A 14,579-nucleotide genomic window follows, 5' to 3' on the forward strand; every position below is an offset into this window, starting at 1 on the left:
AACATTGAAAAGGGCGGCTAATAACCGCCTTTTTTATTGTAATTTTATTAGTGAAATAATATTTCTAATAGCAGTTAATAAAGTAGGAATGATAATGTCAGAAGTTTTTAATTTTTGTGCTGGCCCAGCCATGTTACCAACAGCTGTAATGGCAAAAGCACAACAAGAGTTTGTTAATTGGCAAGGTACTGGTAGTTCTGTAATGGAATTAAGTCATCGTAGCGGTATATACATGGCTATGGCTGCTCAAGCGGAAGCAGATTTACGTGAGCTGATGTCTATACCTGATAATTATAAAGTTTTGTTTTGTCATGGTGGCGGACGTGGACAATTTTCTGCTGTTCCATTGAATTTATTACCTGCAGGAAAAACTGCTGATTACATTGTTGACGGCTCATGGTCTAAAGCAGCAGCAACCGAAGCACAAAACTTTGGTGATATTAATGTTATTAACATCACCAAAGAAGATAATGGCAATATTAGTGTCCTTAACCCAACAGAATGGCCTATAAGTCCCAACGCGGCTTATGTTCATTATTGTCCAAATGAAACGGTTAACGGTATCGAAATTAATGAAATACCAGAAACTAATGGTGTGCCTTTAGTTGCAGATATGTCTTCAACTATTTTATCTCACGAAGTTGACGTCAGTAAGTTTGGCTTAATCTATGCGGGTGCACAAAAAAATATCGGCCCATCGGGATTAACAATTGTTATTGTTCGTGAAGATTTATTGGGTCATGCTCAAATAGCAACGCCATGTATTATGAATTACAAATTAGCTGCAGATAATGACTCAATGTATAATACTCCACCAACTTATGCTTGGTATCTTGCGGGTTTAGTCTTCCAGTGGCTTAAAGATTTAGGTGGTGTAAAAGCTATTGCTAAAGTAAATAAAGCAAAAGCTGAGTTACTTTATCAAGCAATTGATAACAGTGAATTATACCTTAATCACATAGAATCTCAGTATCGTAGCAAGATGAATATTCCTTTTTGGCTAAAAGATGAAACTTTAAATGATAAGTTTTTAATCGAGTCAGAGGCAGCAGGTTTAACTGCACTTAAAGGCCATAGAATTGTTGGTGGCATGCGTGCAAGTATCTATAACGCAATGCCACTTGAAGGTGTACAGGCACTTGTAGAATTTATGCAACAGTTTGAAAAGAGGAATAGATAAAGTGGAGCAGTTAACATTAAACCCAATAGATAAAATTAATGGTGAGATATTTTTACCAGGTTCAAAAAGTTTATCTAATCGTGCATTGCTAATTGCAGCGTTAGCGAATGGCGTAACAAAAATTACTAATTTATTAGTTAGTGATGACATTAACCATATGTTAGATGCGTTAAAAATTCTTGGTATTGAATATACCTTAAGTGATTGTGGCACAGAGTGTACAGTCATCGGCAATAATGGCTTTTTTAATGCTAAAGAGCCATTGGAATTGTACTTAGGTAATGCAGGTACCGCTATGCGTCCATTATGCGCTGCACTTGCAGCGAGTGAAGGCGAATTTATCTTAACTGGCGAACCACGAATGAAAGAGCGACCTATTGGACATTTGGTTGATGCTTTAGGTCAGCTTGGTAGCGATATAGAATACTTGGAAAATAAAGATTACCCACCGGTAAAAATTAAAGGTAAAGCGTTAACTGGTAATACAGTGTCCATTGATGGGTCTATCTCAAGTCAATTTTTAACTGCTATTTTGATGATTGCACCTTTATTAGAAACTGATACCACAATAGTAATTGAGGGTGAATTAGTTTCCAAGCCTTACATTGATATTACACTCGATATTATGTCTAGATTTGGTGTCAATGTTCAAAACAATGATTATAAGTCTTTCAGTGTTAGTGGCAATCAGTCATATCAAGCACAAGACAAATATATGGTGGAAGGTGATGCATCTTCTGCGTCATATTTCTTAGCGGCTGCCGCAATTAAAGGTGGTCAAGTTACTGTGCATGGTGTTGGTAAACTCAGTGTTCAGGGAGATAAGCATTTTGCCGATGTGCTTGAGAAAATGGGCGCAGAAGTTCATTGGAATGATGAGTCAATCACCGTTATAGGTAAGCCGTTAACTGCAGTAGATATGGATATGAATCATATTCCGGATGCGGCCATGACTATTGCTACCACAGCACTTTTCGCAACGGGCACAACAACGATTAGAAACATATATAACTGGCGTGTTAAAGAAACAGACCGATTAAATGCGATGGCTACGGAATTAAGAAAAGTTGGCGCAGAGGTTGTTGAAGGTGAAGATTATATTTCAATCACCCCACCAAAATCCCTTATACATGCTGAAATTGATACCTATAACGACCACAGAGTCGCTATGTGTTTCTCTCTTGTTGCTTTGGGCAATACACAGGTAACGATTAATGATCCTAAGTGTACGGCCAAAACTTTTCCTGACTATTTTGATAAGTTAGCGCAAGTATCTTGCTAATTATGTTACAGAATAATATTTTTACGCGATTTCATATCAAACGGATTAATTTATTAGTCAGCTTAGAGCTACATTAGCGAGCTTAAAACAAGTAAAATGAGTTAAACATAGTTAGTCTATCTTTCATTCATTTTGTGATGTTATCAGTTTGCTAATGAGCTCCCAAAGGGTGAGTTTAAAAGGCTTACATGCGACGTTATTGATTTTGAGAAGGGAGTAACCATTCTCTTCAATCAATGCCTTGCCTCTAAGCCTTTTAATTCTCGCTAAGTGATAAATAAATTAGTCCGATTGGTATTACGATATAAATCCCGTATAATTGCGCCGATTTTCGATGTTAGGAGAAAGATTTATGCAGGAAAGCAATCCGGTTATCACCATTGACGGCCCTAGTGGCGCAGGTAAAGGGACAGTTGCTAGAATAGTTGCAGACCAATTGGGTTGGCAACTTCTCGATAGTGGCGCTATTTATCGTGTCTTAGCCGTAGCAATTCAGCATCATCAACTTGCTTTAGATGATGAAGAAGCTCTTATCCCTATGGCTGCTCATCTTGATGTTCAATTTGAAATTAATAGCCAAGGCGAAAGTAAAGTTATTTTAGAAGGCGAGAATGTTACCGATATTATCCGCACTGAAGAAGTGGGTGAGTTAGCATCAAAAGTAGCTGCATTCCCGCGTGTTAGAGAAGCACTACTACGAAGACAGCGCGCTTTTAGTGTTAGTCCCGGCTTAGTTGCTGATGGACGTGATATGGGCACGGTCGTTTTCACACAAGCACCCGTTAAAGTATTTTTGACTGCTAGTGCAGATGAACGGGCACAAAGAAGATTTAATCAGTTGAAAGAGAAGGGGATTGATGTTAAAATCGGTCGCCTTTTGGACGACATACGTCAACGAGATGAGCGTGATCAAAACCGCAAGGTTGCTCCACTTATCCCGGCAGAAGGAGCGTTAATTATTGATTCCACTGACATTTCTATTACAGAAGTCGTTAATGAAATCCTTACTTTTGCCAATGGCAAATTAACGTAAAACTAACAGCTTTATGCTAGCGAAATCATTAATACCAGCTAGTATTAAAGAACTTTTAATAGAAAGCCTACTGTACGGACACACTGGGCATACTTAATAACCCCATGAAACAATGACGTTGACTGGATTAATAGCTGAGTTTATAACAAGTTATGGAAAATTTTGCGCAACTTTTTGAAGAAAGTTTAAAAGAAATCGAAACACGTCCGGGTTCAATCATCCGCGGAACAATCGTAGCCGTTAACAAAGACAATGTAATTGTTGATGCTGGCTTAAAATCTGAGAGTGTTATCTCAATTGATCAGTTTAAAAACGCTGCTGGTGAAGTTGAAGTAGTTGTTGGTGATGAAATTGACGTAGCCTTAGATGCAACAGATGATGGTTTCGGTGAAACTATTCTATCTCGTGAAAAAGCTAAACGTCACGAAGCATGGCAAGTGCTTGAAAAAGCATACGAAGAAAAAGAAACTGTTATCGGTGTTATCAACGGTAAAGTTAAAGGCGGTTTCACTGTTGAAGTTAGCGATATCCGTGCTTTCTTACCAGGTTCTTTAGTAGATGTTCGTCCAGTACGTGACACTGCTCACCTTGAAGGCAAGCCTCTAGAATTTAAAGTTATTAAGCTTGATCAAAAGCGTAATAACGTAGTAGTTTCTCGTCGTGCTGTAATTGAAGCTGAAGGCAGCGCAGAACGTGATGAATTACTTGAGTCATTAGCAGAAGGCCAAGAAGTTAAAGGTATAGTTAAGAACCTTACTGACTACGGCGCATTTGTTGACTTAGGCGGCATTGATGGTTTATTACATATCACAGATATGGCTTGGAAACGCGTTAAGCACCCAAGTGAAATCGTAAATGTTGGCGATGAAATACAAGTTAAAGTATTGAAATTCGATCGTGAGCGCACTCGTGTGTCTCTAGGTATGAAGCAGTTAGGCGAAGATCCATGGGTAGCAATTGCTAACCGTTACCCAGAAGGTTCTAAACTTTCTGGTCGCGTAACTAACTTAACTGACTACGGTTGTTTCGTTGAAATCCAAGAAGGCGTTGAAGGTTTAGTTCACGTTTCTGAAATGGATTGGACTAACAAAAACATCCACCCATCTAAAGTTGTTAACTTAGGTGACACAGTTGAAGTACTAGTATTAGAAATTGACGAAGAACGTCGTCGTATTTCTCTAGGTCTTAAACAGTGTATTGCTAACCCTTGGGAAGAGTTTGCTAAAAACTTCAACAAAGGCGACAAAGTATCTGGTAAAATCAAGTCAATCACTGACTTTGGTATCTTTATCGGTCTTGACGGCGGCATTGATGGTTTAGTTCACTTATCTGATATTTCATGGGCTGGCGGTGAAGAAGCTGTTCGTGATTATAAGAAAGGCGATGAAATCGACGCTATCGTTCTTCAAGTTGACCCAGAACGTGAGCGTATCTCGTTAGGCGTTAAACAAGCTGAAGACGACCCGTTCAATATGTATCTTGCAGATAAGAAAAAAGGTGCTATTGTTAACGGTAAGGTAACTGAAGTTGATGCTAAAGGCGCAACTATCTTGTTAGCTGAAAGTGTTGAAGGTTACCTTCGTGTTAGCGACATTTCTGTAGAACGTATCGAAGATGCATCTACAGTATTAAAAGTTGGTGACGACGTTGAAGCTAGATTTATGGGTGTGGATCGTAAGAACCGTACTATCAGTCTATCTATCAAAGCAAAAGATCAAGCTGATGAACGTGAAGCAATGGATAACCTAAACCAAGTTGAAGAAACTGGTTTAAGTGCTATGGCTGCAGCGTTTAAAAACGCTAAAAACTAATATTCCTTAACCGGAAATAGTTTTACTTTGCAATGGTGCTGTAATTAATACAGCAGGTGAAAAGAGTATTTATCACTATAGTGGTGATACTCTTTTCTTATTTTTAACGCCATTGGCGGAGCCAATTTTTACTATTATTTTTATATTAATTAGTAAAGTTGCGCGGTGCTAGGTAAATACTGAGAGGTCAAAATGACTAAGTCAGAACTTATTGAGAAATTAGCAGATAAATTAAGTCATTTATCCGCTAAAGAAGTGGAAAAATCTATAAAAGAAATTTTGGAATTAATGGCGCAATCCTTGTCAAAAGGAGAGCGTATTGAAATTCGAGGTTTTGGTAGTTTTTCATTGCATTATCGCGCTCCACGAGTTGGTAGAAATCCAAAAACTGGTGAATCGGTTGAGTTAAGCGGTAAATACGTTCCTCACTTTAAGCCGGGTAAAGAGTTACGTGAAAGAGTTAATCTTTCTGTAGCATAAATTGCAAAGCTAACTAAAAAATTAGATAATAAACGGCATGTTAACCATGCCGTTTTTTTTTGGCATAATTTTATAAAGGCCGATGATAGTGCGATTATATTTAACACTCTTTTTTATTTTAGTTTTACTGGCGGTAGCATTTATTTTTGGTAGCCAAAATGACCAATTACTCACTTTAAACTATTTAGTAGCGCGCACAGAAATAACAGTGGCTGCTGCCGTGAGTTTATTTACCGGCTTGGGTTTCCTTTTAGGCTTATTAGTCACTATTCTTTGGCGTATAGTACGAAAAAGTAAAAAGGCACTCGCGAAAAACAAATCCCAGGAAAAATAGTTTCAACGCTACTTTTCTACTTAACATATAACTTGTCTCAAGAGCTCTAATGATTGAATTACTCTTTTTATTATTACCCGTTGCCATGGCTTATGGCTGGTTTATGGGTCGTAATAGCATTAAACAAAACCAACAAATTGCTAAGCAAGATTTATCAATAAAATACTCGACGGGCTTAAATTACTTATTATCTAATCAACAAGATAAAGCCATCGACTCATTGCTTGATGCTTTGAAAGTAGAAGACGATAGTGTAGAAGCACATTTCGCAATGGCTAATTTATTCCGCAAACGTGGCGAATTAGACCGCGCATTAAAAGTCCATGAACACCTTGTTAGACTTAACCATTTGCCAACTAAAGATAAACAGCAAGCTGTCTTTGAGTTAGGAAAAGATTTCCTTAGCGCGGGGTTGTATGACCGTGCTGAAACAATGTTTACAAAATTATTAAAATCAAAAGACTATGGTCTAAAATCTATAACTTACCTATTGAAAATTTTTCAATCCACAAAAGATTGGCAGCAGGGCATAGATAGACAAAAGCTGATTGTTAAATATGACGATAAACGCTCATTGCACACACTAGCGAACTTTTATTGTGAATTAGCAACAACGGCTTTTGAAAAAGATCAATTTATAGAAGTAATTGAACTACTAGAACAAGCACTGATACTCGATCCCAATTCATGTCGTGCTAATTGGCTGATGGCAAAAATTTATGAAAACCACCAGCAATGTGAATTAGCGGCTAAGTGTTATCAAGCTATTTATCATCAAGATAATGAGTTCTTTCCAGATGTGATTGAACCCATGTTAGCTTGTTATACACGATTAGATGAACTGGATGAATTCTATGCCTTTATTAAAAAGGTTTATGATGAAACAGCTAGTTCGAGCGCCTTAATTTGTTATCTAAGTCATGTCGAACAAAAGCATGGTAAGAAAAAAGCGATAGAGTTTATGTTGTCAGCATTAAAACGCAGACCAACTATTCGAGGCTTTGAACACTTCGTTAATATGCAAATCAACCAAGTACAAGTTGATGTCAATGATGATAGCTTAGACTTAATTAAAGAATTAATTGGTGAATATTTGAAAGTTAAACACAGGTATGATTGCCGTAGTTGTGGTTTTAATAGCCAAATACATTACTGGTCTTGTCCGTCCTGTCATGAATGGGAACAGCTTAAGCCTATTCGAGGTCTAGAAGGGGAATAATAATCCCTTTCGTTGTTGTAAAACACAAGAGCTACATCGAAAGTACTCACTGACTATCGTCAGCTCCGTGCTTTCTCTTTGCTCTTGCACTTTACAACGTTGAAACGAATCATTATTAGTTTCAAGAGCTACCAATAGCAAACTTATTATACTTCTCGATATTTAATTCGGGAATTAACTTATTGTCATTCCCGAACTTCCCATGTGAACTCTCTACATGGAAAGGTCGGAAACTATTGTATTAAAAAACAGGAAATCCCATGAACGATCCAAAAGTAGTAGTCGCGCTAGACTTTGATAACAAAAATGATGCCTTATCCTTTGTTGATAAGATTGAGCCAACTGATGCTCGTTTAAAAGTTGGCAAAGAGATGTTCACTTATTTTGGTCCTGAATTTGTTAAGCAACTAACTGGTAAAGGTTTTGATGTTTTTCTTGATCTAAAATTTCATGACATTCCTAATACGGTAGCAAAGGCAGTTACCGCTGCTGCGGACTTAGGTGTTTGGATGGTGAATGTCCATGCCAGTGGTGGTATGCAAATGATGAGTAAAGCTAAGCAGGCACTTGATGGTTACGGGCAAGATGCACCACTGTTAATTGCTGTCACCGTGTTAACTAGCATGAATGAAGCCGATTTACGTGGTTTAGGTATTAATAAAACACCAGCCGAGCAAGTGGACTTCTTAGCGAGTTTAACCAAGCGAAGCGGTTTAGATGGTGTGGTTTGCTCTGCGTGGGAAGCTGAACAATTAAAGAGAGATTTAGGGAAAGAATTTAAACTGATAACCCCAGGTATAAGACCAGCTGGCTCTGCGCTAGATGACCAACACCGTATTATGACACCTAAAGAAGCTATGGATGTTGGTGTTGACTATTTGGTGATCGGACGTCCAATTACTAAAGCTGTTGACCCTCAACTTGTATTGCAACAAATTAATGCTTCAATTAGTTAATTCATAGGCTATAGGTAGTAGTGAGTTAGTTAAAAAAAAGACAAAAAAAAGCTAGATTTAAATCTAGCTTTTTTGTTTCTATAGCGTTCTATTTTTCATAATTACTGATAAAAGCAACAAGGTCTAATACCTTGTTTGAATAGCCAATTTCATTATCATACCAAGAAACGACTTTAACGAAAGTATCAGTTAAGGCAATACCCGCTGTAGCATCAAATACTGAAGTACAAGTCTCACCAACGAAGTCATTAGAAACAACAGCATCTTCAGTGTAACCTAAAATACCATTCAACTCGCCTTCAGCGGCAGCGCTCATTGCTTGACAAATTTCAGCGTAAGTTGCTGGTTTTTTCAAGTTAACGGTTAAATCAACTACTGAAACATCAGGCGTTGGCACACGAAATGCCATACCGGTTAACTTACCGTTTAACTCTGGAATAACTTTACCTACGGCTTTAGCTGCGCCAGTTGATGAAGGTATTATATTCTGACCTGCACCACGACCACCGCGCCAATCTTTAGCTGAAGGACTATCAACCGTTTTCTGAGTAGCTGTCATAGCATGTACTGTAGTCATCAAGCCATCTTGGATGCCCCAATTGTCATTCAATACTTTAGCAATAGGCGCTAAACAGTTAGTAGTACATGACGCATTTGAAACGATGTCCTGGCCTTTATATTCAGTTAAGTTAACACCACAAACAAACATAGGGGTATCATCTTTTGAAGGTGCACTTAACACAACTTGCTTAGCACCGGCAGTAATATGTTTACGTGCAGTTTCATCAGTTAGGAACAAGCCAGTAGACTCAACAACTACATCTACGTCGATATCGTTCCACTTTAGATCTTCTGGATTACGTTCAGCAGTAACACGTACAGTATTGCCATTCACTACTAATTGACCATCTACTACATCAACAGTGCCATTAAATCGACCATGTGTTGAATCATACTTCAACATATAAGCCATGTATTCAATGTCCATTAAATCGTTGATACCAACAATTTCAATGTCATTACGTTCAGCAGCAGCTCTAAATACAAAACGACCAATACGGCCAAAACCATTTATACCAATTCTAATTTTCATGGTGAACCTCTTAAATTCATTATGTAGTAAAATTACACCATTTTGAGATTAATACAAGCTAAAGATGGCTTTTATGACTAAAAAGTTTCAGTTTTATTGTGTTATGTTGACTTAATTACTAAAGTTTCCACCTGTAGATTAATTATTTTTGCATTTTGTATAATACTTCTTAAATAGCATGGTAGAATGCGCGAAATTTTGAATAATAGTCAACAGACTTAGACTATTGACCTTATCTGACATAGGATAAATATTTATGACACAAGATAAAATATTGTGTGACATCGGCTTTATTGGCCTAGGTGTTATGGGTAAAAACCTGGTGCTTAATTTAGCTGATAATGGCTATAATATTGCAGCTTTCGATTTAAGTGATGAAAAAGTTCAAGCAGTTATTGCACAAGATGAGGTAGAAAACTCTACTGATATACCACGTGTTTATGGCTGTTCATCTTACACTGAATTGTTATCGCAACTTAAAGCACCACACCTCATTGTATTAAGTGTTCCTGCGGGAGCCCCTGTTGACCAAGTTTGTGAAAATCTTATTGGTGCAGGTATTCAGCCAGATGATATTATAATTGATACAGGTAATAGCCTGTGGGTTGATACAGTCGCTAGAGAGAAGAAGTATAAAAGTAACTTCTTATTATTTTCTTCTGCCGTTTCAGGTGGAGAAGTTGGCGCACGTTTTGGCCCTTCACTAATGCCAAGTGGCTCTCCTTATGCCTGGGCTCGAGTTAAACCTATTTGGGAAGCTATTGCCGCTAAAGTTGATACTGCTACGGGTAAGCCAATAGAGCGTACTCAGCCAGGACAAGTTATCACTGATGGTGAACCTTGTGCTGCATATATTGGTCCAGCCGGAGCTGGCCATTATGTTAAAATGGTTCACAACGGTATTGAATATGCGGATATGCAAATTATCTGTGAAGCCTATCATGTGTTGAAATCAGGTCTTAACTTAACCTGTGATGAAATAGCAGACATTTTTTCTCAATGGAATAATGGCCCGTTAGATAGTTACTTGATGGAAATATCAGTCGAAGTACTACGTCATAAATCAGCTGATACCAATACACCACTGGTTGAGTTGATTTTAGATAAAGCAGGGCAAAAAGGTACTGGTCTTTGGACTGCTATGAGTAGCTTAGAAGTGGGTTGTCCAGCACCGACTATTGCTCAAGCGGTTTATGCTCGTTCTATCTCTTCATTTAAATCGCTTAGAACTGAGGCTTCATCATTACTTGGTGGACCACAGCAATCACCTTTGTCGTCAGAAGAGCAGCAGCAAGTTATTGAGCAATTACATGATGCAATGTACTGCGCTAAAATTTGTGCTTACGCGCAAGGTTTCCAGTTAATGAAACTTGCGGCTAAAGAACATGGTTGGACATTAGATTTTGCAAGCATTGCTAAAATTTGGCGCGCAGGTTGTATCATTCGAGCTGCCTTTTTGCAGTCAATAGCTAACGCTTACGAACGTAATGAAGATTTAGATAACCTATTGCTTGATGACTTTTTTGTTAAAGAACTAAACAGTCGTCAACAAAACTGGCGCAAGGCTATTTGTCATGCAACAATGCAAGGTGTACCTATAGGCGCGTTGTCTTCTTCACTTGCTTATTATGACTCAATACGCAGCGAAACATTACCGGCTAATTTATTGCAAGGTCAACGAGATTATTTTGGTGCTCATACCTTTGAACGCATAGATAAAGCTTCAGGTAAAAAATACCATGTAGAATGGTCAACAGATGAAAGAAAAACCATTCTAGTTGATGGTTAAAGGCTAAAAATTTATGAAAAATGATGATCATTATAAAGACAAATTAACCGATGCAGCTTTCAAAGTATGTCGGTTAGCGGCAACTGAACAACCTTTTAGCGGTATTTATAATGATCATTGGCAGCAGGGCACTTATCATTGTGCCTGCTGTGAACAGCCTTTATTCAATAGTGAGAGTAAATTTAATGCGGGCTGTGGCTGGCCAAGTTTTTCTTCGGCTGTTGAAACTAAAGTTGCTTACAAATCAGATGATTCACATCTAATGCAACGTGTAGAAATTCAATGTGCAGCTTGCGATTCTCATCTTGGTCATGTCTTTGATGACGGTCCACAACCTACCGGTAAACGCTATTGTGTGAATTCACTTAGCTTGAAATTCCAAGCAGAATAAACTCACCTCATTTAGTAAAGAATAGCGAATAGTGCCTATTCTTTACTTTCATTCGTTTTATAGTGATCAGTAATTAGGGCTACTAAATTGGCCTGATTCAATTTTAGCTAGGGTAGTGCTAGCGACTTTATCTAGAAATTCTGCGTCCAATGTTTTTGCTTGTTGATAGCTATTGAGGCTAGTCTCGATCATTTCATCGGGTTCATCTTGTAATAGCTGATAAGTGCGTAACCAAATATATGCCTGCTTATATTGTTTTTTCTTAGCAAAGATTGTTACTAGTGATTGTAATATTTCAGGGGAGAGTTCACTTCCCGGTTGATGTAGTTCAAGCGCGTGGTATAACAACCCCAATGTCTTTTTACTGTTTCGCTTTATGTAATATGTCGCTAAATGAAACTGTGCGGTTGAGTTTTCGAGAACGGGATCCCCTTCTAATTGGAGGAAATTTTCTAAAGCCAAGTCGTTAGACTCTCTTGACCAATGATAATAAAGAAGGTGGGGGTGCTTAGAGTTAGCGCTTTGCTCAGTCAACTGTGATAACTGAGCTTTAGCCTTCAACAAATTATCTTTTCTAAGCGTTGTTTTTTCTTTTAATTTTTTGTGTTGGATTTGAGAAGCCAATGACATACATTTTATATAACCTTCATAAGCAATAAGTAATTTATACTTATCTGCATCAAAATTGTTGTTTTTGACTTTTATTCGATTCGTTGCAACGTCTATCCGTTGAACTTTACACCAACTATCTTTGCCGAATTCATTACATATCTCTGCATTTTCACTGCAAAGTTGCTTTAAATTAACATTGTTATCGCAACCATTGAGAATAAGTACACATAATACTGCTCCAAACTTAACGGTATAGGAGGATTTAAGCTGTTTTATTTTTCTAAAATTAATCATAAAAAATACCAAAAAGTTTTTTGTAACCTATAGAGAAATCTTTCATACTCAATTACAATACGCCAGTAAATGTACTCTCAACTAGCTATTATTGTATTTAGTACCCTATGATAATAGCCTAATGTTTAATTGACTGAAATAAAAGGTTTAAGTAATGACTTCTCATCTTGAGGAAACGTATCAAGCAAGCTGGCAAGAACGTCAAACGTTCGCTGAAAACATGCAACCAATTATTGGACAGCTTTTTCGCAACAAAGGCATTGAAATTTTAGTGTACGGTCGTCCACTATTAAATGCATCTTCTATTGATATTATTAAAGCACATAAATCTGTTGCTCTCCATGAAGAAAGTAAATTGCGTTTACGTGAAAGTTTCCCTTTTGTCGAAGCAATCAACAAAATGGATTTAGCACCTGCACGCATCGATGTAGGTAAGTTAGCGTATAACTATTTATACCTAGGTCAAGCCAATGACCTTTCTATTGAACAATATTTAGATAAAGAATTATCAGCAGAAAGCCGTGAAAACTCAGATCAAAAAAGCCAAGATGTTGTTCTTTATGGTTTTGGTCGTATAGGTCGTCTTTTAGCGCGTTTATTAATAGAACGTGCTGGTCCAAATGCTAAATTAAATCTACGTGCTATCGTTTTACGTCCAAGTAAAGGTGGCGATGATTTAGAGAAACGCGCAAGTTTATTACGTCGTGATTCCGTACATGGTGCTTTTAACGGTAGTATTACTATCGATAAAGAAAATAACGTAATTAAAGCTAACGGTGCTTTTATTAAAGTTATCTATGCAAAATCACCTGCGGAAGTTGATTACACAGAGCATGGTATCACTAACGCATTAGTTGTTGATAATACCGGTATCTGGACTGACGAAGATGGTTTAGGTCAGCATTTACAATCAAAAGGTGTTGCTAAAGTTTTACTTACAGCACCTGCTAAAGGTGATATCAAAAACATCGTTTATGGTGTTAACCACGATATGATTTTAGCCTCAGATAAAATAATCTCTGCAGCGAGTTGTACTACTAATGCTATTACACCGGTATTAAAAGCGCTTAATGATGAATATGGTATTCGCAATGGCCATGTTGAAACTATCCATTCATATACTAACGATCAAAACTTAATTGATAACTACCATCCTGCACCACGTCGTGGTCGCAGTGCTCCTTTAAATATGGTTATCAGTACTACCGGTGCTGCAAAAGCAGTAGCTAAAGCATTACCTGAGCTTAAAGGCTTATTAACAGGTAACGCAATTCGTGTTCCAACGCCTAATGTTTCAATGGCTATCATGAACTTGAATTTAAAGAAAGCGACTGATAAAGCAGCGTTGAATGATTACCTACGTAATATTTCATTAAACTCACCGTTACAAAATCAAATTGATTACACGGCTTCAAACGAAATCGTTTCTACTGATTTAGTGGGTTCACGTTATGCAGGTGTTGTTGATTCACAAGCAACTATTGTTGATGGTGATCGCGCAGTATTATACGTTTGGTATGACAACGAGTTTGGTTACAGCTGTCAAGTTGTACAAGTAATGCTAGAGATGTCTGGAATTACAGTACCTTCTTTACCGTTAAAGTAATAATTACCTAAGCTAGCATGCTAGCTTATTAAAAAGGGCACATATTAATTTAATATGTGCCCTTTTTTATAATGTTGCTATTTATACCAATTCCATTAATTTAGTTCCCATTAATTTAGTTCCCACTAAGAGCTTACCAGCGGTTTTAAAATAAAGTGAATTTTCACTCGATATGAAAGAAATTATGTGCAGTTATCGAACCACTGGAAAACGTACGACAGGATTAAGAAATAGAGTCTGCTAAAAGCTACTCGATGATGAGGTACTACCTAAATATATTGCAAATGATGTTCTGGATATCAAGTATCTATTTTATTTGGGTGGTATCGAGCATAAATTCATCCTACGCTTATATATTGAATACTAGATATTAAAATTACTTAAGTTAGGGTAAATAAATGAAATATACAATTGCTATATTCATTATTATTTTGTTTATCAGCCAGGCTGCTCAAGCCTGCACTTTAACTAAGGGTTACCGATCGACTGCAAGACTCCC

13 protein-coding genes are annotated in these 14,579 nt (G+C 37.4%); 11 read left to right on the forward strand and 2 right to left on the reverse strand.

What is annotated here, in order from left to right:
- Positions 1-94 precede the first annotated feature (94 nt).
- From serC to pyrF, 8 genes are all read left to right on the forward strand, one after another.
- The gene (serC, locus tag CXF85_RS16555; RefSeq protein ID WP_101229751.1) at positions 95-1,180 is read left to right on the forward strand and encodes a 3-phosphoserine/phosphohydroxythreonine transaminase; all 1,086 of its coding nucleotides are present in this window, start codon (positions 95-97) and stop codon (positions 1,178-1,180) included.
- A 1-nt stretch (position 1,181) separates the two neighbouring features.
- Positions 1,182-2,462 carry a 3-phosphoshikimate 1-carboxyvinyltransferase gene (gene aroA, locus CXF85_RS16560; RefSeq protein WP_101229752.1) on the forward strand — a complete coding sequence of 427 codons (1,281 nt, stop codon included), beginning with the start codon at positions 1,182-1,184 and terminating at the stop codon, positions 2,460-2,462.
- 352 nt (positions 2,463-2,814) lie between these two features.
- Positions 2,815-3,495, forward strand: coding sequence for a (d)CMP kinase (gene cmk / locus CXF85_RS16565; protein WP_101229753.1), 681 nt, complete (start codon positions 2,815-2,817; stop codon positions 3,493-3,495).
- A 152-nt stretch (positions 3,496-3,647) separates the two neighbouring features.
- Positions 3,648-5,306 (forward strand): 30S ribosomal protein S1, encoded by a 1,659-nt coding sequence (rpsA, locus tag CXF85_RS16570; protein WP_101229754.1) that lies wholly within the window; start codon positions 3,648-3,650, stop codon positions 5,304-5,306.
- A 192-nt stretch (positions 5,307-5,498) separates the two neighbouring features.
- A complete protein-coding gene (gene ihfB / locus CXF85_RS16575) occupies positions 5,499-5,786 on the forward strand; it encodes an integration host factor subunit beta (protein WP_011043150.1) in 288 nt (95 codons plus the stop codon).
- A gap of 82 nt (positions 5,787-5,868) precedes the next feature.
- Positions 5,869-6,120 carry a lipopolysaccharide assembly protein LapA domain-containing protein gene (locus CXF85_RS16580; RefSeq protein ID WP_101229755.1) on the forward strand — a complete coding sequence of 84 codons (252 nt, stop codon included), beginning with the start codon at positions 5,869-5,871 and terminating at the stop codon, positions 6,118-6,120.
- Positions 6,121-6,169: 49 nt separating this feature from the next.
- The gene (gene lapB, locus CXF85_RS16585) at positions 6,170-7,339 is read left to right on the forward strand and encodes a lipopolysaccharide assembly protein LapB (protein WP_101229756.1); all 1,170 of its coding nucleotides are present in this window, start codon (positions 6,170-6,172) and stop codon (positions 7,337-7,339) included.
- A 260-nt stretch (positions 7,340-7,599) separates the two neighbouring features.
- A complete protein-coding gene (pyrF, locus tag CXF85_RS16590; RefSeq protein ID WP_101229757.1) occupies positions 7,600-8,295 on the forward strand; it encodes an orotidine-5'-phosphate decarboxylase in 696 nt (231 codons plus the stop codon).
- 88 nt (positions 8,296-8,383) lie between these two features.
- On the opposite strand, the gene gap is transcribed toward pyrF, so the two are convergent.
- Positions 8,384-9,388 carry a type I glyceraldehyde-3-phosphate dehydrogenase gene (gene gap, locus CXF85_RS16595; protein ID WP_101229758.1) on the reverse strand — a complete coding sequence of 335 codons (1,005 nt, stop codon included), beginning with the start codon at positions 9,386-9,388 and terminating at the stop codon, positions 8,384-8,386.
- A gap of 256 nt (positions 9,389-9,644) precedes the next feature.
- Here gap and gndA point away from each other — a divergent pair, with 256 nt between their 5' ends.
- Together gndA and msrB are read left to right on the forward strand one after the other, a co-directional pair.
- The gene (gene gndA, locus CXF85_RS16600) at positions 9,645-11,177 is read left to right on the forward strand and encodes an NADP-dependent phosphogluconate dehydrogenase (protein WP_101229759.1); all 1,533 of its coding nucleotides are present in this window, start codon (positions 9,645-9,647) and stop codon (positions 11,175-11,177) included.
- Positions 11,178-11,190: 13 nt separating this feature from the next.
- On the forward strand, positions 11,191-11,568 hold the full coding sequence (gene msrB, locus CXF85_RS16605) for a peptide-methionine (R)-S-oxide reductase MsrB (protein ID WP_101229760.1): 378 nt from the start codon (positions 11,191-11,193) through the stop codon (positions 11,566-11,568).
- Between the two features lie 66 nt (positions 11,569-11,634).
- On the opposite strand, the gene CXF85_RS16610 is transcribed toward msrB, so the two are convergent.
- Complete coding sequence (locus CXF85_RS16610; RefSeq protein WP_101229761.1) at positions 11,635-12,474, reverse strand: DUF2989 domain-containing protein; 840 nt, start codon at positions 12,472-12,474, stop codon at positions 11,635-11,637.
- A 154-nt stretch (positions 12,475-12,628) separates the two neighbouring features.
- Between CXF85_RS16610 and CXF85_RS16615 the strand changes: the two genes are divergently transcribed.
- The gene (locus CXF85_RS16615) at positions 12,629-14,080 is read left to right on the forward strand and encodes a glyceraldehyde-3-phosphate dehydrogenase (RefSeq protein WP_101229762.1); all 1,452 of its coding nucleotides are present in this window, start codon (positions 12,629-12,631) and stop codon (positions 14,078-14,080) included.
- Positions 14,081-14,579 lie beyond the last annotated feature (499 nt).

Source organism: Colwellia sp. 75C3, from assembly GCF_002836255.1.
Lineage (GTDB): Bacteria > Pseudomonadota > Gammaproteobacteria > Enterobacterales > Alteromonadaceae > Colwellia.